Origin of the sequence: Achromobacter xylosoxidans, assembly GCF_001457475.1 — a bacterium.
GTDB classification, from domain to species: domain Bacteria; phylum Pseudomonadota; class Gammaproteobacteria; order Burkholderiales; family Burkholderiaceae_B; genus Achromobacter; species Achromobacter xylosoxidans.
This window is the reverse complement of the sequence record NZ_LN831029.1, coordinates 5,088,088-5,107,696: the sequence shown is the minus strand read 5'-3', so window position 1 is coordinate 5,107,696 and position 19,609 is coordinate 5,088,088. Positions and strand designations below refer to the sequence as shown.

At 67.5% G+C, this 19,609-nt stretch carries 18 protein-coding genes; 15 read left to right on the top strand and 3 right to left on the bottom strand.

Going from position 1 to position 19,609, the window contains the following annotated elements:
- Positions 1-117: 117 nt before the first annotated feature.
- Both AT699_RS22970 and AT699_RS22965 read right to left on the bottom strand, forming a co-directional pair.
- Complete coding sequence (locus tag AT699_RS22970; RefSeq protein WP_024069981.1) at positions 118-1,755, bottom strand: NAD(P)-binding protein; 1,638 nt, start codon at positions 1,753-1,755, stop codon at positions 118-120.
- The gene (locus AT699_RS22965) at positions 1,755-3,266 is read right to left on the bottom strand and encodes a polyamine aminopropyltransferase (protein ID WP_006384837.1); all 1,512 of its coding nucleotides are present in this window, start codon (positions 3,264-3,266) and stop codon (positions 1,755-1,757) included. The genes AT699_RS22970 and AT699_RS22965 overlap by 1 nt, the downstream gene beginning before the upstream one ends.
- Before the next feature lie 95 nt (positions 3,267-3,361).
- On the opposite strand from AT699_RS22965, the gene AT699_RS22960 reads away from it, so the two are divergent.
- The 8 genes from AT699_RS22960 to AT699_RS22930 all read left to right on the top strand — a co-directional run bounded on the left by AT699_RS22960 (position 3,362) and on the right by AT699_RS22930 (position 9,103).
- Positions 3,362-3,748 (top strand): DUF350 domain-containing protein, encoded by a 387-nt coding sequence (locus AT699_RS22960; RefSeq protein WP_026384192.1) that lies wholly within the window; start codon positions 3,362-3,364, stop codon positions 3,746-3,748.
- A 44-nt stretch (positions 3,749-3,792) separates the two neighbouring features.
- The gene (locus tag AT699_RS22955; RefSeq protein ID WP_024069980.1) at positions 3,793-4,830 is read left to right on the top strand and encodes an SPFH domain-containing protein; all 1,038 of its coding nucleotides are present in this window, start codon (positions 3,793-3,795) and stop codon (positions 4,828-4,830) included.
- A gap of 13 nt (positions 4,831-4,843) precedes the next feature.
- Entirely contained in the window at positions 4,844-6,313 is a 1,470-nt protein-coding gene (locus AT699_RS22950; RefSeq protein ID WP_006384834.1) for a DUF4178 domain-containing protein, read from the top strand.
- Positions 6,314-6,316: 3 nt separating this feature from the next.
- The gene (locus tag AT699_RS32005) at positions 6,317-6,475 is read left to right on the top strand and encodes a hypothetical protein (RefSeq protein ID WP_024069979.1); all 159 of its coding nucleotides are present in this window, start codon (positions 6,317-6,319) and stop codon (positions 6,473-6,475) included.
- Positions 6,472-6,822 carry an adenosylmethionine decarboxylase gene (gene speD, locus AT699_RS22945; protein WP_006384832.1) on the top strand — a complete coding sequence of 117 codons (351 nt, stop codon included), beginning with the start codon at positions 6,472-6,474 and terminating at the stop codon, positions 6,820-6,822. Before AT699_RS32005 ends, speD begins: the two co-directional genes overlap by 4 nt.
- Before the next feature lie 125 nt (positions 6,823-6,947).
- A complete protein-coding gene (gene modA, locus AT699_RS22940; RefSeq protein ID WP_024069978.1) occupies positions 6,948-7,706 on the top strand; it encodes a molybdate ABC transporter substrate-binding protein in 759 nt (252 codons plus the stop codon).
- 30 nt (positions 7,707-7,736) lie between these two features.
- Positions 7,737-8,420 carry a molybdate ABC transporter permease subunit gene (gene modB / locus AT699_RS22935; RefSeq protein ID WP_006384830.1) on the top strand — a complete coding sequence of 228 codons (684 nt, stop codon included), beginning with the start codon at positions 7,737-7,739 and terminating at the stop codon, positions 8,418-8,420.
- Positions 8,417-9,103 (top strand): ATP-binding cassette domain-containing protein, encoded by a 687-nt coding sequence (locus AT699_RS22930; RefSeq protein ID WP_020929033.1) that lies wholly within the window; start codon positions 8,417-8,419, stop codon positions 9,101-9,103. Before modB ends, AT699_RS22930 begins: the two co-directional genes overlap by 4 nt.
- Positions 9,104-9,162: 59 nt before the next feature.
- On the opposite strand, the gene AT699_RS22925 is transcribed toward AT699_RS22930, so the two are convergent.
- Positions 9,163-9,957, bottom strand: a complete 795-nt coding sequence (locus AT699_RS22925) for a TOBE domain-containing protein (RefSeq protein WP_006384828.1) — start codon at positions 9,955-9,957, stop codon at positions 9,163-9,165.
- Positions 9,958-10,155: 198 nt separating this feature from the next.
- Here AT699_RS22925 and AT699_RS22920 point away from each other — a divergent pair, with 198 nt between their 5' ends.
- The 7 genes from AT699_RS22920 to pdxJ all read left to right on the top strand — a co-directional run bounded on the left by AT699_RS22920 (position 10,156) and on the right by pdxJ (position 19,598).
- A complete protein-coding gene (locus AT699_RS22920; RefSeq protein ID WP_006384827.1) occupies positions 10,156-10,755 on the top strand; it encodes a DUF4136 domain-containing protein in 600 nt (199 codons plus the stop codon).
- 23 nt (positions 10,756-10,778) lie between these two features.
- Positions 10,779-11,975, top strand: a complete 1,197-nt coding sequence (locus tag AT699_RS22915; RefSeq protein WP_024069977.1) for a DUF3734 domain-containing protein — start codon at positions 10,779-10,781, stop codon at positions 11,973-11,975.
- 155 nt (positions 11,976-12,130) lie between these two features.
- Positions 12,131-12,574 (top strand): winged helix-turn-helix domain-containing protein, encoded by a 444-nt coding sequence (locus AT699_RS22910; protein WP_024069976.1) that lies wholly within the window; start codon positions 12,131-12,133, stop codon positions 12,572-12,574.
- A gap of 273 nt (positions 12,575-12,847) precedes the next feature.
- Positions 12,848-14,092 (top strand): efflux RND transporter periplasmic adaptor subunit, encoded by a 1,245-nt coding sequence (locus tag AT699_RS22905; protein ID WP_038504227.1) that lies wholly within the window; start codon positions 12,848-12,850, stop codon positions 14,090-14,092.
- 63 nt (positions 14,093-14,155) lie between these two features.
- Positions 14,156-17,377, top strand: a complete 3,222-nt coding sequence (locus AT699_RS22900) for an efflux RND transporter permease subunit (RefSeq protein ID WP_020929027.1) — start codon at positions 14,156-14,158, stop codon at positions 17,375-17,377.
- Complete coding sequence (locus AT699_RS22895) at positions 17,374-18,861, top strand: efflux transporter outer membrane subunit (protein ID WP_020929026.1); 1,488 nt, start codon at positions 17,374-17,376, stop codon at positions 18,859-18,861. Before AT699_RS22900 ends, AT699_RS22895 begins: the two co-directional genes overlap by 4 nt.
- The gene (gene pdxJ / locus AT699_RS22890; RefSeq protein WP_006384821.1) at positions 18,858-19,598 is read left to right on the top strand and encodes a pyridoxine 5'-phosphate synthase; all 741 of its coding nucleotides are present in this window, start codon (positions 18,858-18,860) and stop codon (positions 19,596-19,598) included. Before AT699_RS22895 ends, pdxJ begins: the two co-directional genes overlap by 4 nt.
- Positions 19,599-19,609 lie beyond the last annotated feature (11 nt).

Genomic DNA, 19,609 nt, shown 5'->3' with positions numbered 1-19,609 from the left:
GGCAGCGGTGGATTGCCGGCGACGGGGGCTATCCATGACGGATGCCGCCGGTGGGGCATGCGGCCGACGCGATGGCTCCGAGGTGATCGTCGATCAGCCGTCGATCAGCCGTCGATCTTAGGCGGCGGGCCGCTGCCCCAGGATGCGCCCGGCGGCCGCCACGCCCCACCAGGCGGCTTCCTCGAACACGGAATAGCCCGACAGGTCGGCATGGGCGAACAGCACCGGGCCGTCGACTTCGCGCAAAGCCGCCAGGCCGGCGTTGGACAGGTAGCCGCAATAGGGCGAGGCCATGGCATGGCCGCGCACCGTGATCTCCAGCTGGCGGGCGCGGCGCCAGAACTCGTCGCCATAGGCGGCCACCAGGTCGGCGGCGGCCTCGTCGCGCAGCGCCTCGGGGCGGGCGTCGGCGAGCCACTGGCGCGCGGCCTGCGGCGTTTGGTCGCTGAGCGCGTGGTAGGCGGTGAACACCGTGCGCGGCGAGCGCGCCACGCGCAGCAGCTGGTGGGTCGAGACCACGTAGCCCAGGGCCTGGCCCTGGTAGACCACGTTGTCCCACGACAGCGGTTCGCCCGGCGCTTCGCGCGGATAGCCGTCCATGACGAAGTTCGATACCAGCCAGGGCGCGTGCGGCGAGGCGTGCGTGGCCGGATCGTAGCCATAGGCGCGGATGTCGGGCAGGATGCGCTGGGCCACGAACAACGGCATGGCGCAGACCGCGCGTTGCGCCGCCAGCGTGTAGACGCTGGCGGCGGCGCCCGGCGCGAGGCAGTCGATGCGGGGGCCGGCGGGGCTTTCATGCAGCCGCGCCGCGGTGCCGGGCAACAGCCAGTCGCCGTGGCCGAGGCGGGCGCTGATGGCGTCGCGCAGCCGTTGCACCAGCGGCGCCAGGCCGCCGGGCCAGGTCAGCACCGCGCCCTCGGCGGCGTTGGCGGCGTGGCCGTCGCGGCTGGCGAAATAGTGCAGCCCGGCCCAGGCCGAGACCCGGTCATAGGGCGCGCCGTAGTCGTCGCGGCAGCAGTAGTTCAAATACCAGTGCAGCGCCGGCGAGGTGTAGCCTTCGCGCTCCAGCCACTGCCGGAAGGTCAGCGCATCCAGGGCGCGCCACGCCGGGTCGCGCGAGGACAGCACGATCGGGATGCAGAAGACCTTGCGGCCGTCGTTGCCGACCGCGCCGTGCAGGCGGTCCACCAGCGCCAGGAACTTGCGGTGCTGCTCGATATCGGCCTGGGGCAACCCGTGCATCGGCAAGAGACCGTCTTCCCAACGGCCGTCGCGCAGCAGGCGTTCCTGCGGCGAGTGCGCCAGGATGGACTCGTCGTAGTAGGGCCGCGCGCCAAAGGCGTCGCGCTCGGCGATGCCGAAGTCGGCCAGCATCTCGCGCACGTGGGTGGACTGCATCGACGGCAGCGGCAGGTAGTGCGCGCCGAGCGGGTAGTCCAGCCCGTCGCGGTTGCCGGCGGCGGCGTTGCCGCCGTACTCGGGGCCTTGGACCACGACGAAATCGGTGAAGCCTTCGCGCGCCAGCTTCCAGGCGCACGACAGGCCGGCCACGCCGGACCCCAGGATCGCCACCTGGCAGCGCCGGGCGCCGGACGACGGCGGCAACGCCGCGCCATCGCGCAGCGCGTGGCCGGCCTGCATGCCGGGGTAGCGCACGTCCGGCGTGGTCTCGACCACGCGCGAACGGTAATAGCCCGCCGTGCCCGCGGCGGCGGCGGTGGCGGCGCCCAGCAGGAAGGTACGGCGCCGCATCAGCGGATGACCTTGCGCCAGTCCTCGTCGAAGTAGCGCACGAGCGATTGCTCGTTCAGGCGGTTCGGCGGCATGGCCAGCGCCGGCATGTCGGCGGGAAAGTGGAACAGCTCGCGCAGGGTGGCGGGGTCGAGGTAGCGGGTGGGCACCGACACCGCCGTCGGCGGCGTGTAGTCGCGGCGCTTGCCGGCCAGGATGAAGCCCCAGTCGCCGAAGGACGGCACGTAGGCGTGGTACGGCCAGGTGTTCAGGCCGGCCTCCTTGAGCGTGGCGTCCACGCTCCAGAACGAGCGCGGCGCGAAGTAGGGCGAGGTCGACTGGATCACCATGTAGCCGTTCTCGGCCAGGTGCCGCGCCATCAGGTGGTAGACCGGCACGGAGTACAGCCGGCCCAGGCCGAAGTTGGACGGATCCGGAAAGTCCACCACGATGAAGTCGTAGACCTCGGCGTGGCTTTCGAGCCAGCGGCCGGCGTCGTCATTGATGACGGTGACGCGCGGATCGGTCAGCGAGCCCTGGTTCAGTTTCGTCAGCGGTTCGGAGCGCGAGAACAGGCCCGTCATGGCAGGATCCAGGTCCACCAGCGTGACGTGCTCCACATGCTTGTACTTGAGGATCTCGCGCACCGCCAGGCCATCGCCGCCGCCCAGCACCAGCACGTTGCGGGCCCACGGCAGCGCCTGCAGGCCGGGGATCACCAGCGACTCGTGGTAGCGGTGCTCGTCGCGCGACGAGAATTGCAGGTTGCCGTTGATGTACAGCCGCAGGTCGTCGTGCCAGCGCGTCACGATCAGGCGCTGGTAGGGCGTGGTCTCGGCGTGCACCACGTCGTCGCCGTACAGGCCCTTTTCGGCCCACGCCGTCATCTGGCCGGAAAACAGGAAGCCCAGGGCCAGCAGCCCCAGCACCACGCCGCCGCGCACGGCGCGTTCGGCCGGACGCCGGATCTCGCCGCGGAACAGCCAGGTGGTCCACAGCGCCACGCCGGCGTTGAGCATGCCGAACAGGAAACTGGTGCGCAGCAGGCCCAGCTTGGGCGCCAGCAACAGCGGAAAGATCAGCGACACGGCCAGCGCGCCGAGATAATCGAAGGTCAGCACGCGGCTGACGATTTCGCGGAACTCGGCCTTGCGCTGGTTGAATACCCGCATCACCAGCGGAATTTCCATGCCGACCATCAGTCCGATAATGAAGACGCCCGCGTACAACGCCGCGCGAAACGGCGCCGACAGCCAGGCGAACACCAGGAACAGGACCGCGGCGGAAACCCCGCCCAACAATGCGACGGCCAGTTCGACGTCGATGAATCGATTCAAAACGTCGTCGTCTCTTACATATTTTGACAACCACGATCCGATGCCCATCGCGAACAGATAGCAGCCGATGACGGACGAGAACTGGAGAATGGAATCCCCCAGCAGATAGCTGGCCAGCGCGCTGCTGATGAGCTCATAGCCCAGGCCGCAGGAAGCGACGATCAATACCGACAGGATGAGAACGCGGTCGCGCATGGGGGTTCCGACGTGAAAATGCGTTCGCAGTATATCGAAGGCGCCGTATATACTGCGCGCAATTAGGGCCTGAAGGGGCGATTATGGGAGAAGCGATGCATCCGGCCGTGACCTATCTGATCTACATCGTCTCGGCGCTGGTCATGCTGGGCATTTTCACCGCCGTCTACACCACCGTTACCCGCTACAAGGAATTCGAGCTGATCCGCGAGGGCAACATCGCCGCGGTGTTGTCCTACGGCGGCGCCCTGGTGGGCTTTTCCTTCACGCTCTGTTCCAGCATCGCGGTCCACGCCAGTTTCGTCATGTTCCTGGTCTGGGGCGTCGCCGCCATGGTGGTGCAACTGGTCGTCTACGCCGTCGTGTCCCGCGCCATCCACGGGCTGCACGAGGCCATCGAAGAAAACAACATCGCCATGGGCGGCCTGATCGGTTCGATCTCGCTGGCCGCCGGCGTGGTCAACGCCGCCTGCCTGACCTGAGCGGCCAGGCGCGTCGACCTTGATCTGAAACAGGAGAACTTGCCATGAGTCTCGGTTCATTTATCCGCAAGCAGTTTATCGACATCCTGCAATGGAACGAGGACGGCGACGGCGTGCTGGCCTGGCGCCACCCGATGCAGGATTTCGAAATCCAGTACGGCGCCAGCCTGACCGTGCGCGAATCGCAGATGGCGGTGTTCGTCAACGAAGGCAAGGTGGCCGACGTGTTCGGCCCCGGCATGTACAAGCTGACGACCCAGACCCTGCCGGTGCTGACGTACCTGAAGAACTGGGACAAGCTGTTCGAGTCGCCCTTCAAGTCGGACGTGATCTTCTTCAGCACCCGCCTGCAACTGGGCCGGCGCTGGGGCACGGCGCAGCCCGTGACGCTGCGCGACAGCGAGTTCGGCATGGTGCGGCTGCGCGCCTTCGGCGTGTACTCGTACCAGATCACCGACCCGGCCAAGTTCTACCGCGAGATCAGCGGCACGCGCGACGTCTACACCGTCGACGACCTGGAAATGCAACTGCGCAACATGGTGGTCGCGGCCATGACCACGGCGCTGGGCGGATCCAAGGTGCCGTTCCTGGATATCGCCGGCAACCAGGGCCTGATGTCGCAGAGCATCGCCGAGCAATTGGGCCCGGTGTTCGACCGCTATGGCGTCAAACTCGACAACTTCACGGTCGAGAATGTGTCGCTGCCCGAGGAATTGCAGAAGGCGCTGGATACGCGGATCTCGATGGGCATGGCTGGCGACCTGGGCAAATTCACCCAGTACCAGACCGCCACCTCGATCCCGCTGGCGGCCCAGAACGAAGGCGGCATCGCCGGCATCGGCGCGGGCCTGGCGGCCGGCGCGGCGCTGGGCCAGACCATGGCCGCCGGCCTGGGCGTGGCCCAGGGCCAGCCGGCTGCGGGCGCCGCGGCCGGGGCCGCGGCAGCGGGGGCGGCCGCCGGCGCTGGCGCCGATCCGGTGCAGCGGCTGCAGCAGCTCAAGGACTTGCTGGACAAGGGCCTGATCACGCCGGCCGATTACGACACGGCCAAGGCCGAAGTCCTGAAGAAACTCACCAGCTGAGCGCCGCACGCCCATGCAGCAGGTCCTGTGTCCGCAGTGCGGAGCGCCCGTCAAGTTCACTTCCACGGCATCGGTCATGGCGGTCTGCGGCGCCTGCCGCAGCACGCTGCTCAAGGACGCCGAATCGGTCAGGCGCATCGGCGAGACCGCCGATGTCCTGGAAGACTATTCGCCGCTGTGCCTGGGCGCTTCCGGCAAGTTCGAGGGCAAGCGCTTCGATTTGATCGGCCGCATCCAGCTGCGCTACGAGGACGGCTTCTGGAACGAGTGGTACCTGTGGTTCGATGACGGCTCGGACGGCTGGCTGTCGGATGCTTCCGGCCAGTACGCCATCACCCGTCGCCGCAAGGTCAAGACGGTGCAGGGCCTGCCGGCATTTGCCGACATCGCCGCGGGCGATGACCTGAAGCTGGACGGCCAGCGCTTCACCGCCTCCGACGTGCGCCGCTGCCGCGCCGGCGGCGCGCAGGGCGAATTGCCGTTCGTGCCTGGCGATGGCTGGGAGGCCAAGGTGGCGGACTTCCGCAGCCTGGATGCCTTTCTCACGCTGGATTTTTCCGACGGCCCGCAGCCCGAACTCTATATCGGCAAGGCCTTCGACCTGTCTGCCATGCAGGCCTCCACGCTGCGCTCGAACGAGCAGGTCGAGGAAACCGCCGGGCGCTTCCGCGGCCAGATCAAGGCGCTCGATTGCCCCAACTGCGGCGCGCCCATCAGCTTCGTGGCGGCCATGGCGACCCAGGTGGTGTGCCCGTCCTGCGCGGCCACCGTCGATTGCGCCGGTGAAACCGCCGAAGTCATCGACAAGGCGCGCAAGGTCCGGGCCATCAAGACCACGCTGGCGCTGGGCGCCACCGCCAGGATCGACGGCACGACCTACACCTTGATCGGCCTGATGAAGTGCGCGGACCCGGATCCGGAAGAACCGTCGGACTGGATCGAATACCTGCTGTTCAGTCCGGTCAAGGGCTTCACCTGGCTGGTCGAGACCGACGAGGGCTGGGAACGCGTGCAGGTCTGCGATACCTGGCCCAGCCACAACAATGCCACCAGCGTGCGCTGGCGTTCCAAGCTGTACCACAAGCTGTACGACTACACGTCGCGCGTCGACCTGGCGCTGGGCGCCTTCAACTGGCGCGTGAAGGTCGGCGACCGCACCCAGATCACCGACTACAAGGCGGGCAATCTCAAGCTCACCCGGGAGCAGGCTCCGGCCGAAGTGGGCTGGTCGGCCGCCGCACCGGTCGCGCCCGCGCAACTGGCCGAATGGTTCGGCAACCCCGAGCTGGCCAGGCAGAAAGCGATGCCGCGCGCCGCCTTGTCCGGCGGTTACCGCAAATGGGCCTGGTTCGCGACCATCGCCATGGGCTTCCTCAATATTGGCAACATTTTCAGCGGGCGCATCCTGCCGATCGTGATCGGCTTGGCGTTCCTGTGGCTGCCGGCCAGCCTCGCGGACAAGATCTCCGCAAAGGATGAATAAGGGATGGGCAAGCTTCTATACGCCATCTACGCCGTCATCGTGGTGATGGCCGCGACCGGCGCCAGTTCGCCCGGCGCCCGCTACACCAGCGGCGGCGGCGGCAGCTGGGGCGGCGGTTCTTCGGGCAGCTCGGGCTGGTCGTCGGGCGGTTCGCACAAGTGACGCCGCACGCCACGCCCGGCCGCCATATCCTGGCCGATTTCCGCGGCGTGCCCGCCGCTCTGCTGGCCGACGCGGCAGCGCTCGAACGCGAACTGGTCCTGGCCGCCGAGGCGGCGGGGGCGCGGGTGCTGGGCGCCCATTTCCATCATTTCGGCGAGGGCGCGGGCGTGACCGGCGTGGTCATGCTGAGCGAATCCCATATCAGCGTCCATTCCTGGCCAGAACACCGGTTCGCGGCGCTGGACATCTTCATGTGCGGGGCCGCCCGCCCGGAACTGGCGCTCGAACGCCTGCGGGCGGCGCTGGGGCCGGACACGGTGCGCGTCACCACGGTCGAGCGCGGCTGAGCGCGCCCCAGGCCGATTTTTCTCCTTCGTTGACCTGGCGCAAGCCAGCCGCCGACGCAAATTGACGGGCGTTATATACCTATATATATTTCGTTACCGAGATTGATCTGCCTGAGGAGAGCTTCATGTTCCGCAAATCCCCGATCCTGGCCGCATCGCTGGTCCTGGCCGCCGTCTGGGGCCCCAGCGCCCACGCCGGCGACCTGGTGGTGTCCGCCGCCGCCAGCCTGACCAACGCGTTCAAGGACGTGGCCCAGGCGTACGAAAAGGAGCATGCCGGCACCAAGGTCATCCTGAACTTCGGCGCCTCCGACGTGCTGCTGCAGCAGATCGTCAAGGGCGCGCCCGCCGACGTGTTCGCGTCCGCCGACCAGAAGGCCATGGACAAGGCGGTCGAGGAAAAGGCGGTCAAGCCCGACACGCGCATCGACTTCGCCGCCAACCAGGTGGTGCTGATCGTGCCGACCGACAGCAAGGCCAATATCACCGCGCTCAAGGACCTGACGCGCGGCGACATCAAGCGCATCGCCTACGGCAACCCGGCTTCGGTGCCGGTGGGCCGCTACACGCAGGGCGCGTTGCAGGCCGCCGGCCTGTGGGACGCGGTGCAGGCCAAGAGCGTGCTGGCGCAGAACGTGCGCCAGAGCCTGGACTACGTGTCGCGCGGCGAGGTCGACGCGGGCTTCGTGTTCGCCACCGACGCCGCCGTGATGCCGGACAAGGTCAAGGTGGCCGTGCGCGTGCCGTCGCAGACCCCGGTGACCTATCCCATCGCCGTGACCGCGCGCGACGACGCCGCCAAGGAAGCGCAAAGCTTCGTGGCCTATGTGATGTCGCCCGCCGGGCAGGAAATCCTGTCGCGCTACGGCTTCCAGAAGCCTTGAGAGCGCGGGCGACAGCCAACGCGGTCAGCGATGAGTGATTCGGTATGGGTGCCCCTGCTGCTTACCCTGAAAGTGGCGGGCTGGGCGACGTTGCTGGCGACCGTGGCCGGCTCCGCGGCCGCCTATTGTCTGTCGCGCTGGCGTTGGCCCGGGCGCGATCTGCTCGATGCCATCCTGACCCTGCCGCTGGTGCTGCCGCCCACGGTCCTGGGCTACTACCTGCTGGTGCTGCTGGGCCGGCGCGGCGTGCTGGGCGAGCGGCTGGCCGATATCGGCATCGAGCTGGTGTTCACCTGGCAGGGCGCGGTCATCGCCGCGTCGGTGGTGGCCTTCCCGCTGGTGTTCAAGTCGGCCCGCGCCGCCTTCGAGAACGTCGATTCGCAACTGGAAAACGCGGCCCGCGTGCTGGGCGTGTGCGAGGCCGGGGTGTTCTTCCGCGTGACGCTGCCGCTGGCGGCGCGCGGCATCGTCGCCGGCGTGTTGCTGGCGTTTGCCCGCGCGCTGGGCGAATTCGGCGCCACCCTGATGATCGCCGGCAACCTGCCGGGCCGCACCCAGACGCTGTCGGTCGCCATCTACGAGGCGGTGCAGGCGGGCGATGACGCCACCGCCAATTTCCTGGTGCTGGTGACTTCCATCACCTGCATCGTGGTGCTGCTGGCGGCCGGCAAGCTGGTGCCGATCCGTTCCAGCCAACGCGGAGGCAGACTATGAGCGTCGACCTGCGCATCCGCAAAAACATGGTCTCCGGCGACCGCCATTTTTCGCTGGACGTGGCGTTCTCGTCCAAGGCCAAGCGCATTGCGCTGTTCGGCCCGTCGGGCGCCGGCAAGAGCCTGACGCTGCGAGCGGTGGCCGGGCTGCTGCGGCCGGACGCCGGCCGCATCGAGGTCAACGGCAGGGTGCTGTTCGACGCCGAGGCCCGCGTCAGCGTCGCGCCGCAGGCCCGCCGCGTGGCCTACCTGTTCCAGGACTACGCGTTGTTTCCGCACCTGACGGTGGCGCAGAACATCGCCTTCGGTTCGCGCCGCGGCTGGCTCAACCCGCCCCGGCGCGCGGTCTCGGCCGAGGCGCGGCGGTGGGTGGACGCCTTCGAGCTGGGCGCCATCGTGGGCAGCTATCCGCACGAGATCTCGGGCGGCCAGAAGCAACGCGTGGCGCTGGCGCGCGCGCTGATGCTCAAGCCCGAGATCGTGCTGTTGGACGAACCGTTCTCGGCGCTCGATTCGCAACTGCGCGGCAAGATGCGGCTGGAGCTGAACGCCCTGCAGCGCCAGCTGGACGTGCCGATGCTGTTGATCACGCATGATCCGGCCGACGTCGAGGCGCTGGCCGACGAGGTCTTCGAAGTGCGCGACGGCAAGGTGCGCCGACGCGACGAGGACGTCGGCGTCTAGCAGGCGTGCAGGGGCGGCGCAAGGTCTGTTGCAAGGGCGGCCGCCCCCGCGCGCGGGATTCAGTCCAGCACGCCCAGGATCACGCTGGAAGCCTTGAACACGGCGACCGCTTGCGCGCCTTCACGCAAGCCCAGTTCCTGCGCGCTTTCGTTGGTGACGATGGCCGCCAGCGTGGCGCCGCCTTCCAGCCCGATCAGGATCTCGCTGTTGACCGCGCCGGTACGTACCGCCGTGATGGTGCCCGGCAGCTGGTTGCGGGCCGACAGCCGCAGGCCCGCACCGGGCGCGCCGACGATGACCGACGAGGCCTTGACCAGGGCCAGCGCTTCCTTGCCGGGCGCCAGCTCCAGTTCCTGGGTGCTTTCCCGGGTGATGGTGGCGGTGATGACCTGGCCGCCGGCGATGCGCAGCAGGACTTCGTCGTTGACGGCGCCCGCGCGGATTTCCATTACCGTGCCCATGAGTTTGTTGCGTGCGCTGGTCTTCAGCATGAATCGCCTCATCAAGTCGAGATCGCCGCTGGCATCCACGCCAGCGTGCGTCAGGTTTTCCATGAATTTGCGGTGTTCGGCTTCCAGGGCCCGGAAGGTCGCGATCAGGCCGCGAGCCCGGTCGGTCAGGCGCGTGCCGCCGCCGCCCTTGCCCCCGGCGGCGCGCAGCACCAGCGGCTCGCCTGCCAGGTTGTTCATCGCATCGATGGCATCCCAGGCGCCCTTGTAGCTCATGCCCACCGCGCGCGCGGCGGCCGTGATGGAGCCGGTGGCGTCGATTTGCGCCAGCAGGTCTATGCGGTTCTTTCCGCCCCAAGTCTGGGTGCCGGAACGAAACCAAATCGAGCCGTCGAGTTCCAACATCGGTATCAGGTCTGGTCGGGGTCTGGAATATTCCCGAGTGTAATGGAGCCCGTCCGGCCGCCGTTTGATATATATCCGATGAGAATGAGATGCTGTTGAAACTTTATCCGCTTCGCGGCACTATGGACGCGCTCGGAGTGTGTTGAGGGGTGTTCAACTCGGGGGGCCGGCTCGCGGCCCCGCTTCTTGGAGATCGACATGAAAGCGCTGAAAATGCTGGCATCGGGTTCCCTGGTCACGATCCTGGCGGCTTGCGCCTCCAGTCCCGCCATCAAAAGCGATTACGACCACCAGGCGGATTTCTCGCGCTACCGGACCTTCGGCTACATGTCGCCGCTGGGCACCGACAAGGCCGGCTACAGCACGCTGCTGACCGAACGCCTCAAGGACGCCACGCGCGGCCAGATGGAAATGCGTGGCTATGTGTACGACGCCGCCAATCCCGACCTGCTGGTCAATTTCAATGGCAAGCTGCAGCAGAAGACCCAGGTGACCGAGGCGCCGCCGCCGCCCATGGGCCCTTATTACGGCTATCGCAGTGGCTTCTATGGCGGCTGGCCCGGCTACGGCTGGGGCGACACCGTCTACCAATACACCGAAGGCACTCTCAACATCGACCTGGTCGACGCGCGTCGCAAGCAGATGGTGTGGGAAGGCGTGGCCGTCGGGGAAGTCCAGAACCCGGACACGGCGACCTCGTCGCAGAACATCGACAAGGCCGTGGCCGGGATCTTCGCCAAATATCCGTTCCGTGCCGGCGTGGCCGCGCCGCAAGTGCCGGACAAGAGCAAGCCCTAGCCCGTGTTTCGAAGGAACCCCGCATGAGTACTCGCCGCAAGGCCGCATCCCCAGACACCGGCGCGACGCCGCCCTATGAAACCGTGGCCCTGGTGCTGCAGGGCGGGGGCGCCCTGGGGTCCTACCAGGCCGGCGTGTACCAGGGGCTGCACGAGGCAGGCATCCGGCCGAACTGGATTTCCGGGATTTCGATCGGATCGATCAATGCGGCGATCATCGCCGGCTCGCCCGAAGACGAGCGGGTGGAGCGCCTGCGCGGGTTCTGGGAAAGCATCTGCCGGCCGGCGGGGTTCGCCTCGGTGCCCTGGGGCGATACGCTGGCCGGCATGTTCGAGGGCATCCCGTTCGGTTTCGGCTCGCCCGCCATGAATGGCCAGCTGTCGGCCTTCCAGGCCCTGTTCTCGGGCCAGCCGGGGTTCTTCAAGCCGCGCTTTCCGCCGCCGTACTGGGTGCATGGCAAGGGCGCGGCGTCGACCAGCTTCTACGACACCACGCCGCTGGCCGCGACCCTGCGCCAGTACATCGATTTCGACCTGCTCAACGCCGGCGCGGTGCGCGCCAGTTTCGGCGTGGTGAACGTGCGCAGCGGCAATTTCGCCTATTTCGACAGCCTCCGGCATACCCTCGGGCCCGAGCACATCATGGCCTCGGGCGCCCTGCCGCCGGGCTTTCCCTCCGTGGAGATCGACGGCGAGCACTACTGGGACGGAGGCGTGGTGTCCAACACGCCGCTGGCCCAGGTGCTGACCAGCGACACCATGCGCGACACGCTGGCGTTCCAGGTGGATCTGTGGCCCGCCCGCGGCGCGTTGCCGACCACGCTCGAGGAAGTGGCCGAGCGCCAGAAGGACATCCAGTACTCCAGCCGGACCCGCATGGTCACCGACCAGTTGCGGCGCGTGCTGAAGCTGCGCCATGGCCTGCAGCAGCTGCTCGAGCGCCTGCCCGAGCGCGAGCGCGACGCGCCGGACCTGGCGGAAATCCGGCGGCTGGCCAAGACGCCGGCCACCAACATCATCAACCTGATCTACGAATCCAAGCACCGCGAGCGCTATTCCAAGGATTATGAGTTCGGCACGGAGGCCATGCGCGAGCACTGGGAGTCCGGCCTGGCCGATATCCGCCAGACGCTGGCGCGGCCGGGCATCCTGGCGCGTCCCACCCAGGACAGCTGTTTCGTCACGCACGATATCCATCGAAACGGCACGTACACCTCTTGACCTGTGGTGCGATTTCCTAGGACTCGTCTGATTCCAGGGCAACATCGCCGCGCAATCACGTCAGCAACGGTAGTCTTTCGGCAAGACTTGAAACCTTGTTCCGGGTCCGGGCCGTCGTCCTTTTCCAGGCGGCCCGCCCGGTGGAGACACCGACGATGACCGCATCTTTTTCCCATTCCCCTCTCCGCGTGCCGCCGGCCGCGTCGTCTCCCGACGCGGGGCGCGAGGGCTCCAGCAATGATGCGGCCGCGGCGTCCGACGCCTTTCCGGTCCGCCTGGATGGCTGGTGGAGCCTGCTCTACCATGGCTGGACCCTGCTGACCCCGCAAGGAACCCGGCTCGACCTGACCGAGGTCGAGCGCGCCTGCTTCCAGTGCCTGTTGCGCAATCCCCGCAAGGAACTGCTGCGCGAAGAACTCGCCGTCCTGCGCGAGGAACTGATGTTGCCGCGCCAAAGCACCAACCTGCGCGCCCTGAACGTGGCGATCTGCCGTCTGCGCCGCAAGGTGCGCCAGGCGGGCGGACGCCTGCCCCTGCATACGGTGCATGGCGTGGGCTACGTGTTCCTGGGCAATCTGCAAGAGGTTGCCGACCTCTGATCGCGGCGGCTGGATTTCCCCCCCTCCCGATGTCGCGTCTCGTCGTGAAAATCAGTGATTTCCCCAATAACTGAGTTACATTAACGGGCTATTCACGTGTCACAGGCGGGGCGCAGGGTTTTGCTTTGATCGCAAACAAGGATTGCGGTCAAATACGGCGGTCGAAATGCGGCCGCGCAACCCCGTGGCCGCCTACGGCAACCGGACGCGGCGATGGTCATCGCCGTCACATTGTTGCGGTCGCTTGGCGCGGTTAACTTCGCGGGGGTTTCAATGCGGTTTTCGCCTAAACGTGTCTCAGGTCTGGCTTTCTCCGGCGGCGTCCTCGCGCTGTTGTTGGCAGGGTGCGGTGAAAAGCCGCAGATGAACCCTGGCATGCCCCAGGTCAGCGTCATTACCGTGCAGCCGCAGCGCACGCCCATCGTCTCCGAACTGCCCGGGCGCGTCGACGCCGTGCGCGACGCCCAGATCCGCTCGCGGGTCACCGGCATCGTCCAGAAGATCACCTTCGAACAGGGCGGCGACGTCAAGGAAAACCAGCTGCTGTTCAAGATCGATCCGGCGCCCTACAAGGCCGCCTACGACCAGGCCACCGCGCAGCTCAAGCAGGCGCAGGCCAACCTGTTCAGCGCCAAGCTGCTGGCCGACCGTTACGCGCCGCTGGTCAAGGCCAACGCCGTCAGCAAGCAGGAATACGACAACGCCGTGGCGGCCTATCGCCAGGCCGAGGCCACCGTGGCCGCCGCCAAGGCGACCCAGGACAACGCCTCGATCAACCTGGGCTATACCGACGTCGTGTCGCCCATCACGGGCCGCATCGGCAAGCCGCTGGTGACCGAAGGCGCGCTGGTCGAGGCCACCTCCGCCACGCAGATGGCCACCGTGCAGCAGCTCGATCCCATCTACGTCGACTTCACCCAGTCCACCTCGGACCTGGCTGCGCTGCGCCGCGCGTTTGCCAGCGGCAAGCTGCAACAGGTCGGCAAGGACGCCGCCCGCGCCACCGTGGTGCTGGAGGACGGCACCGAATACGACCGTCCCGGCAAGCTGCTGTTCACCGGCATCACCGTCGATCCCAGCACCGGCCAGGTCAACCTGCGCGCCGAGATCCCCAACCCCGACGGCATCCTGCTGCCCGGCATGTACGTGCGCGTGCGGCTGGAGCAGGGCGTGAACGACCAGGCCCTGCTGGTGCCGCAGCAGGCGCTGCAGCGCACGGCCGACGGTTCGCAGAGCCTGATGCTGGTCAAGGACAACAAGATCGAACAGTTGCCCGTCACCACCGGCGGCGCCGTCAAGACCGACTGGATCATCACCAGCGGCCTGAAGGCCGGCGACGTGGTCGTGGTCGAGGGCTTCCAGAAGATCCGTCCCGGGGCGCCGGTGCAGGCCAGCCCCTGGAACAAGGCGGGCGGCGCGCCCGCCGCGGGCGGGCAGCCGGGGCAGCCCGGCGCCAAGCCCGCGGACCCCGGCGCCAAGCCGGCCGAGCCGGCGCAACAGGCCCCGCAGAAATCGTAAGCGGCTCGCAGCGCAATGCGCTGCGTTCCTCTTTGGTGAGCATCGCTTTCAGAGTCAGCCCACATGCCGCAATTTTTTATTGATCGACCAATCTTCGCCTGGGTAGTCGCCCTGTTCATCCTGCTGGCGGGGATACTGGCCATCCCGAACATGCCGGTGTCGCAGTACCCCGACGTGGCGCCGCCGGCCATCACCATCACCGCGACCTATCCGGGCGCCTCGGCCAAGGAAGTGGCCGAATCGGTCACCAGTATCATCGAGGACAAGCTCAACGGCGCCAAGGGCCTGATCTACTACGAGTCGGTCAGCGATTCCTACGGCACCTCGACCATCACCGCCACCTTCGCGCCCGGCCGCGACCCTGACCTGGCGCAGGTGGACGTGCAGAACCGCGTGTCCAACGTGATCGCCCAGCTGCCGTCCGCGGTGCAGCAACAGGGCCTGAAGTACGAGCAGACCAGTACCGGCTTCCTGATGATCGTGACGCTGTCGTCCACCGACGGCTCGCTCGACCAGACCGCGCTGGCCGACTACATCACCCGCAACATCCAGAACCCGGTGTCGCGGGTGTCCGGCGTGGGCCAGTTCCAGCTGTTCGCGGCGCCGCGCGCCATGCGCATCTGGGTCGACCCGGCCAAGCTGGTCGGCTTCAGCCTGAGCATGTCCGAGGTCAACCAGGCCATCGCCGCGCAGAACGTGCTGGTGTCGGGCGGCAGCATCGGCGCGCCGCCCAATCCTGATTCGCAGCGCATCACGGCCACCGTGGTGGCCAACGGCCAACTCAGCACCGTCGATGGTTTCGGCAAGATCGTGCTGCGCGCCAACAGCGATGGTTCCAAGGTGCTGCTGCGCGACGTCGCCCGCATCGAGGTCGGCGCCGACAACTACCAGTTCGGCGCCCGCCTGAACGGCAAGCCCACGGCCGCCTTCGCCATCGTGCTGTCGCCCGACGCCAACGCGCTGGCCACCGCCCAGGGCGTGCGCCAGCAGATGGACGAGCTGTCCAAGTACTTCCCCGGCAACATCACCTACGCCATCCCCTACGACACCGCGCCCTACGTCAAGGTCTCGATCGAGCAGGTGCTGCACACCCTGGCCGAAGCCATGGTGCTGGTGTTCCTGGTGATGTACCTGTTCCTGCAGAACGTGCGCTACACCCTGATCCCGGCGCTGGTGGTGCCGGTGGCCATGCTGGGGTCGTTCGCCGTCATGCTGGGGTTTGGATTCTCGATCAACGTGCTGACCATGTTCGCCATGGTGCTGGCCATCGGCATCCTGGTGGACGACGCCATCGTGGTGGTCGAGAACGTCGAGCGGATCATGGCGACCGAAGGGTTGCCGCCCAAGGAAGCCACCAAGAAAGCCATGCCGCAGATCAGCGGCGCCATCATCGGCATCACGCTGGTGCTGGTGACGGTATTCCTGCCGCTGGCCTTCATGAGCGGGTCGGTGGGCGTGATCTACCGCCAGTTCTCGGTGGCCATGGCCGTGTCGATCTTCTTCTCGGCGCTGCTGGCGCTGACCTTCACGCCGGCGCTGTGCGCGACCATCCTGAAGCCGGTGCCCAAGGGGCACCACAACGACAAGAAGGGTTTCTTCGGTTGGTTCAACCGCAAGTTCGACGCCACCACGCACGGCTACCAGAACTGGGTCTCGCGCATCCTGCACAAGGGCGGCCGCATGATGCTGGCCTTCCTGGTGCTGGTGATCCTGCTGGGCTGGCTGTACCTGCGCCTGCCGTCGTCATTCCTGCCGGAAGAAGACCAGGGCTACGTCATCAGCAACATTGAGCTGCCCACGGGCGCCAGCGCCAATCGCACGGTGCAGGTGATCGAAGAGGTCGAGGCCTATTTCCGCGAGATTCCGGCAGTCGAGAACATCATCACGGTGCAGGGCTACAGCTTCAACGGCAACGGCCTGAACGCGGCCATCGCCTTCACCACGCTCAAGGACTTCAAGGATCGCAAGGGCAAGGGGGATTCGGCCGGCGCGATCGCGTTCAACGCCTTCCAGAAGCAGCTCATGGGCATCCACGACGCCCAGGTGTTCACGCTGGTGCCGCCCGCGATCTCGTCGCTGGGCAATGCCACCGGCTTCGACCTGCGCCTGCAGGATCGCGGCGCGGCCGGCACCGAGGCGCTGGCCGCGGCCACCGGCCAGCTGATGGGCATGGCCATGAAGAGCCCGGTGCTGTCGCAGGTGCGTATCACCGGCCTGTCGGCCGGCACGCAGCTGACGCTGGACATCGACCGCGACAAGGCAGCGGCGCTGGGGGTGAACTTCGACGAGGCCGCCTCGCTGATCTCCACCGCCGTCGGTTCGGCCTACCTGAGCAAGTTCCCCAACCTGGGCCGGATGCAGAACATCTGGGTGCAGGCGGATGCGCCGTACCGCATGCAGCTGTCGGACGTGCTGCAGCTGAACGCCCGCAACGCCCAGGGCGGCATGGTGCCGTTGTCGTCGTTCGTGACGGCCAAGTGGTCGCAGGGCCCGGTGCAGGTGGTGCGCTACAACAGCTACGAATCCATGCGCATCGGCGGCAGCGCCGCGGCCGGCTACACGACCGGCCAGGCCATGGAGGAAATGCAGAAGCTGGTGGGCCAGCTGCCGCAGGGCTTCGGCTACGAATGGACCGGGCTGTCCTACCAGGAGCGCCAGGCCGGCAACCAGGCCCCGATCCTGATGGGCCTGTCGCTGCTGGTGGTGTTCCTGGTGCTGGCCGCGCTGTATGAAAGCTGGGCCATCCCGATCTCCGTGATGCTGGTGGTGCCGCTGGGGATGCTGGGCGCGGTGGCGCTGGTCAGCGCGCTGGGCATGTCCAACGACGTGTACTTCCAGGTGGGCATGGTGACCGTGATCGGGCTGGCGGCCAAGAACGCCATCCTGATCGTGGAATTCGCCAAGGACCAGTACGCGCGCGGCATGGGCCTGTACGAGGCGGCGGTGGAAGCCGCGCGCCTGCGGTTCCGGCCGATCCTGATGACCTCGCTGGCGTTCATCCTGGGCGTGGTGCCGCTGGCCATGGCCACCGGCGCCGGCGCCGCCAGCCAGCGCGCGGTGGGCCTGGGCGTGCTGGGCGGCATGCTGGCCGCCACGCCGTTCGCGGTGATTTTCGTGCCGACCTTCTTCGTCGTGGTGCTGGGTCTGTTCAAGACCAAGCCGCGCCTGCTGGGCGCCGAGCTGCGCGCCTTCGAGGAAGAACAGGCGGCCAAGAAGGCGGCCGCGGGGCAGACCCCGCCGGACGCATCCGCACAACCCAACGGTGGCCAGGAGGGCAAGGAATGAGCGCCCTGATGTTCAAACAGACCGCCTTGTCCGCCTTCGTGGCGGTGGCGTTGGCCGGCTGCTCGCTGGCGCCCGACTACAAACGTCCCGACGCGCCGGTCTCCGGCAACTGGCCCGACCAGCCCAAGGTGCAGTACGGCGCGTACGCCACGCCGATGACGCTGGGCACCCAGCCCGCGTCGGCGGTGGCGCCGCAGGCGGGCACGCCCGCGGCCGACCTGGGCTGGCGCGAGTTCTTCCGTGATCCGCGCCTGCAGCGCCTGATCGAGCTGGCGCTGGTCAACAATCGCGACCTGCGCGTGGCGGTGCAGCGCGTCGAAGAGGCGCGCGCCCAGTATGGCGTGCAGCGCGGCGCGCAATGGCCCAGCATCGGCGCCGGCATCCAGGGGCAGCGCCAGCGTTTCCCCGAGAACATGCGCCAGCCGGGCGCCGGTTCGGTCACCAGTTCGTACCAGGCCGGCATCGGCCTGACCACGTTTGAGATCGACCTGTTCGGCCGCCTGCGCAGCCTGTCGGAAGCGGCGTACCAGCAGTACCTGTCGACCGAGCAGGCGCAAAAGAGCACCCACATCACGCTGATCGGCGCGGTGGCGCAGTCGTACTTCAACCTGCGCGCGGCCCAGGTGCAGCTGGAACTGACCCAGCGCACGCTGGCCTCGCGCCAGGAGTCGTACAACCTGGTCAAGCGCCGCTTCGACGGTGGCGTCGCCTCCGAACTGGACCTGAACCAGTCCAAGTCGCTGCTGGATACGGCCTCGGCCGACCTGGCGCAGTTGGCCCGGGCCCAGGCCCAGGCCGTCAATGCGTTGGTGCTGTTGCTCGGCACGCCGTTGCCCGAGGACCTGCCGCCGCCCGCCACGTTCGGCCGCGACCAGCTGCTGGCGACGGTGCCGGCCGGGCTGCCGTCCGACCTGCTGGAGCGTCGTCCGGACATCCTGGCCGCCGAGAACAACCTGAAGTCGGCCAATGCCAACATCGGCGCGGCGCGCGCGGCGTTCTTCCCGACCATCTCGCTGACCGGCCTGTTCGGCGTGGCCAGCCCGTCGCTGGATACGCTGTTCAAGGGCGGGCAAGGGTACTGGAGCTTCTCGCCGTCGATCACCACGCCGCTGTTCGCCGGCGGCAGCATCCGCGAAGGCTTGAACCTGGCCAAGGCGCGCGACAACATCGCGGTGGCGCAGTACGAGCAGACCATCCAGCAGGCGTTCCGCGAGGTCTCGGACGCGCTGGCGGGCGAAGCCACCTACGGCGCCCAGTTGGACGCCCAGCGCGCGCTGCAGGATTCGTCGGCGCGCACCCTGGAGCTGTCGAACCTGCGCTATACCAATGGTATCGACAGCTACCTGCAGGTGCAGACCGCGCAAGTGGACTTTTTCAATGCCCAGCTGGCGCTGGTGCAAACCGGCCTGGCCGCGCTGATCAACCGTGTGGAACTCTACAAGGCACTGGGCGGCGGCTGGGAAGAAACAACGAAAGTGCAATGATAGAACTTGGTGTAAACATCGATCATGTCGCGACCCTGCGGCAGCAGCGTCACACGACCTATCCCGACCCGGTCGCGGCGGCGCTGCGCGCCGAGGACGCCGGCGCCGACCTGATCACGCTGCATCTGCGCGAAGACCGCCGCCACATCCAGGACGCCGACGTCTACGCCATCCGGCCGCGGTTGCGCACCCGCATGAACCTGGAATGCGCGGTGACGCCGGAAATGCTGGAGATCGCCTGCGCGGTCAAGCCCAATGACGTCTGCCTGGTGCCGGAAAAACGCACCGAGCTGACCACCGAGGGCGGGCTGGAAGTGGCCGGCGCCTTGTCGGCGGTGACGGACGCGGTCGGCCTGCTGACCGAGACCGGCATCCGCGTGTCGCTGTTCATCGACCCCGATCCCGCGCAGATCGAAGCCGCTGCCCGCGCCGGCGCGCCGGTCATCGAGCTGCATACCGGCGCCTACGCCGAAGCGGAGGGCGAGGCCGCCCAGGCCGAACTCGAACGCATCCGCGTGGCGGTGGCCGAAGGGCTGCGCCATGGCTTGCGCGTCAATGCCGGCCATGGCCTGCACTACGGCAACGTCAAGCCGGTGGCGGCGCTGGACGGCATTTCCGAGCTCAATATCGGCCACGCCATCGTCGCGCAGGCGGTGTTCGACGGCTGGGAAAAGGCGGTGCGCGACATGAAGGCGCTGATGGTGCAGGCCCGCCTGGAAGCGCTGCGCGGCCGTTGAGCCCAGGCCGA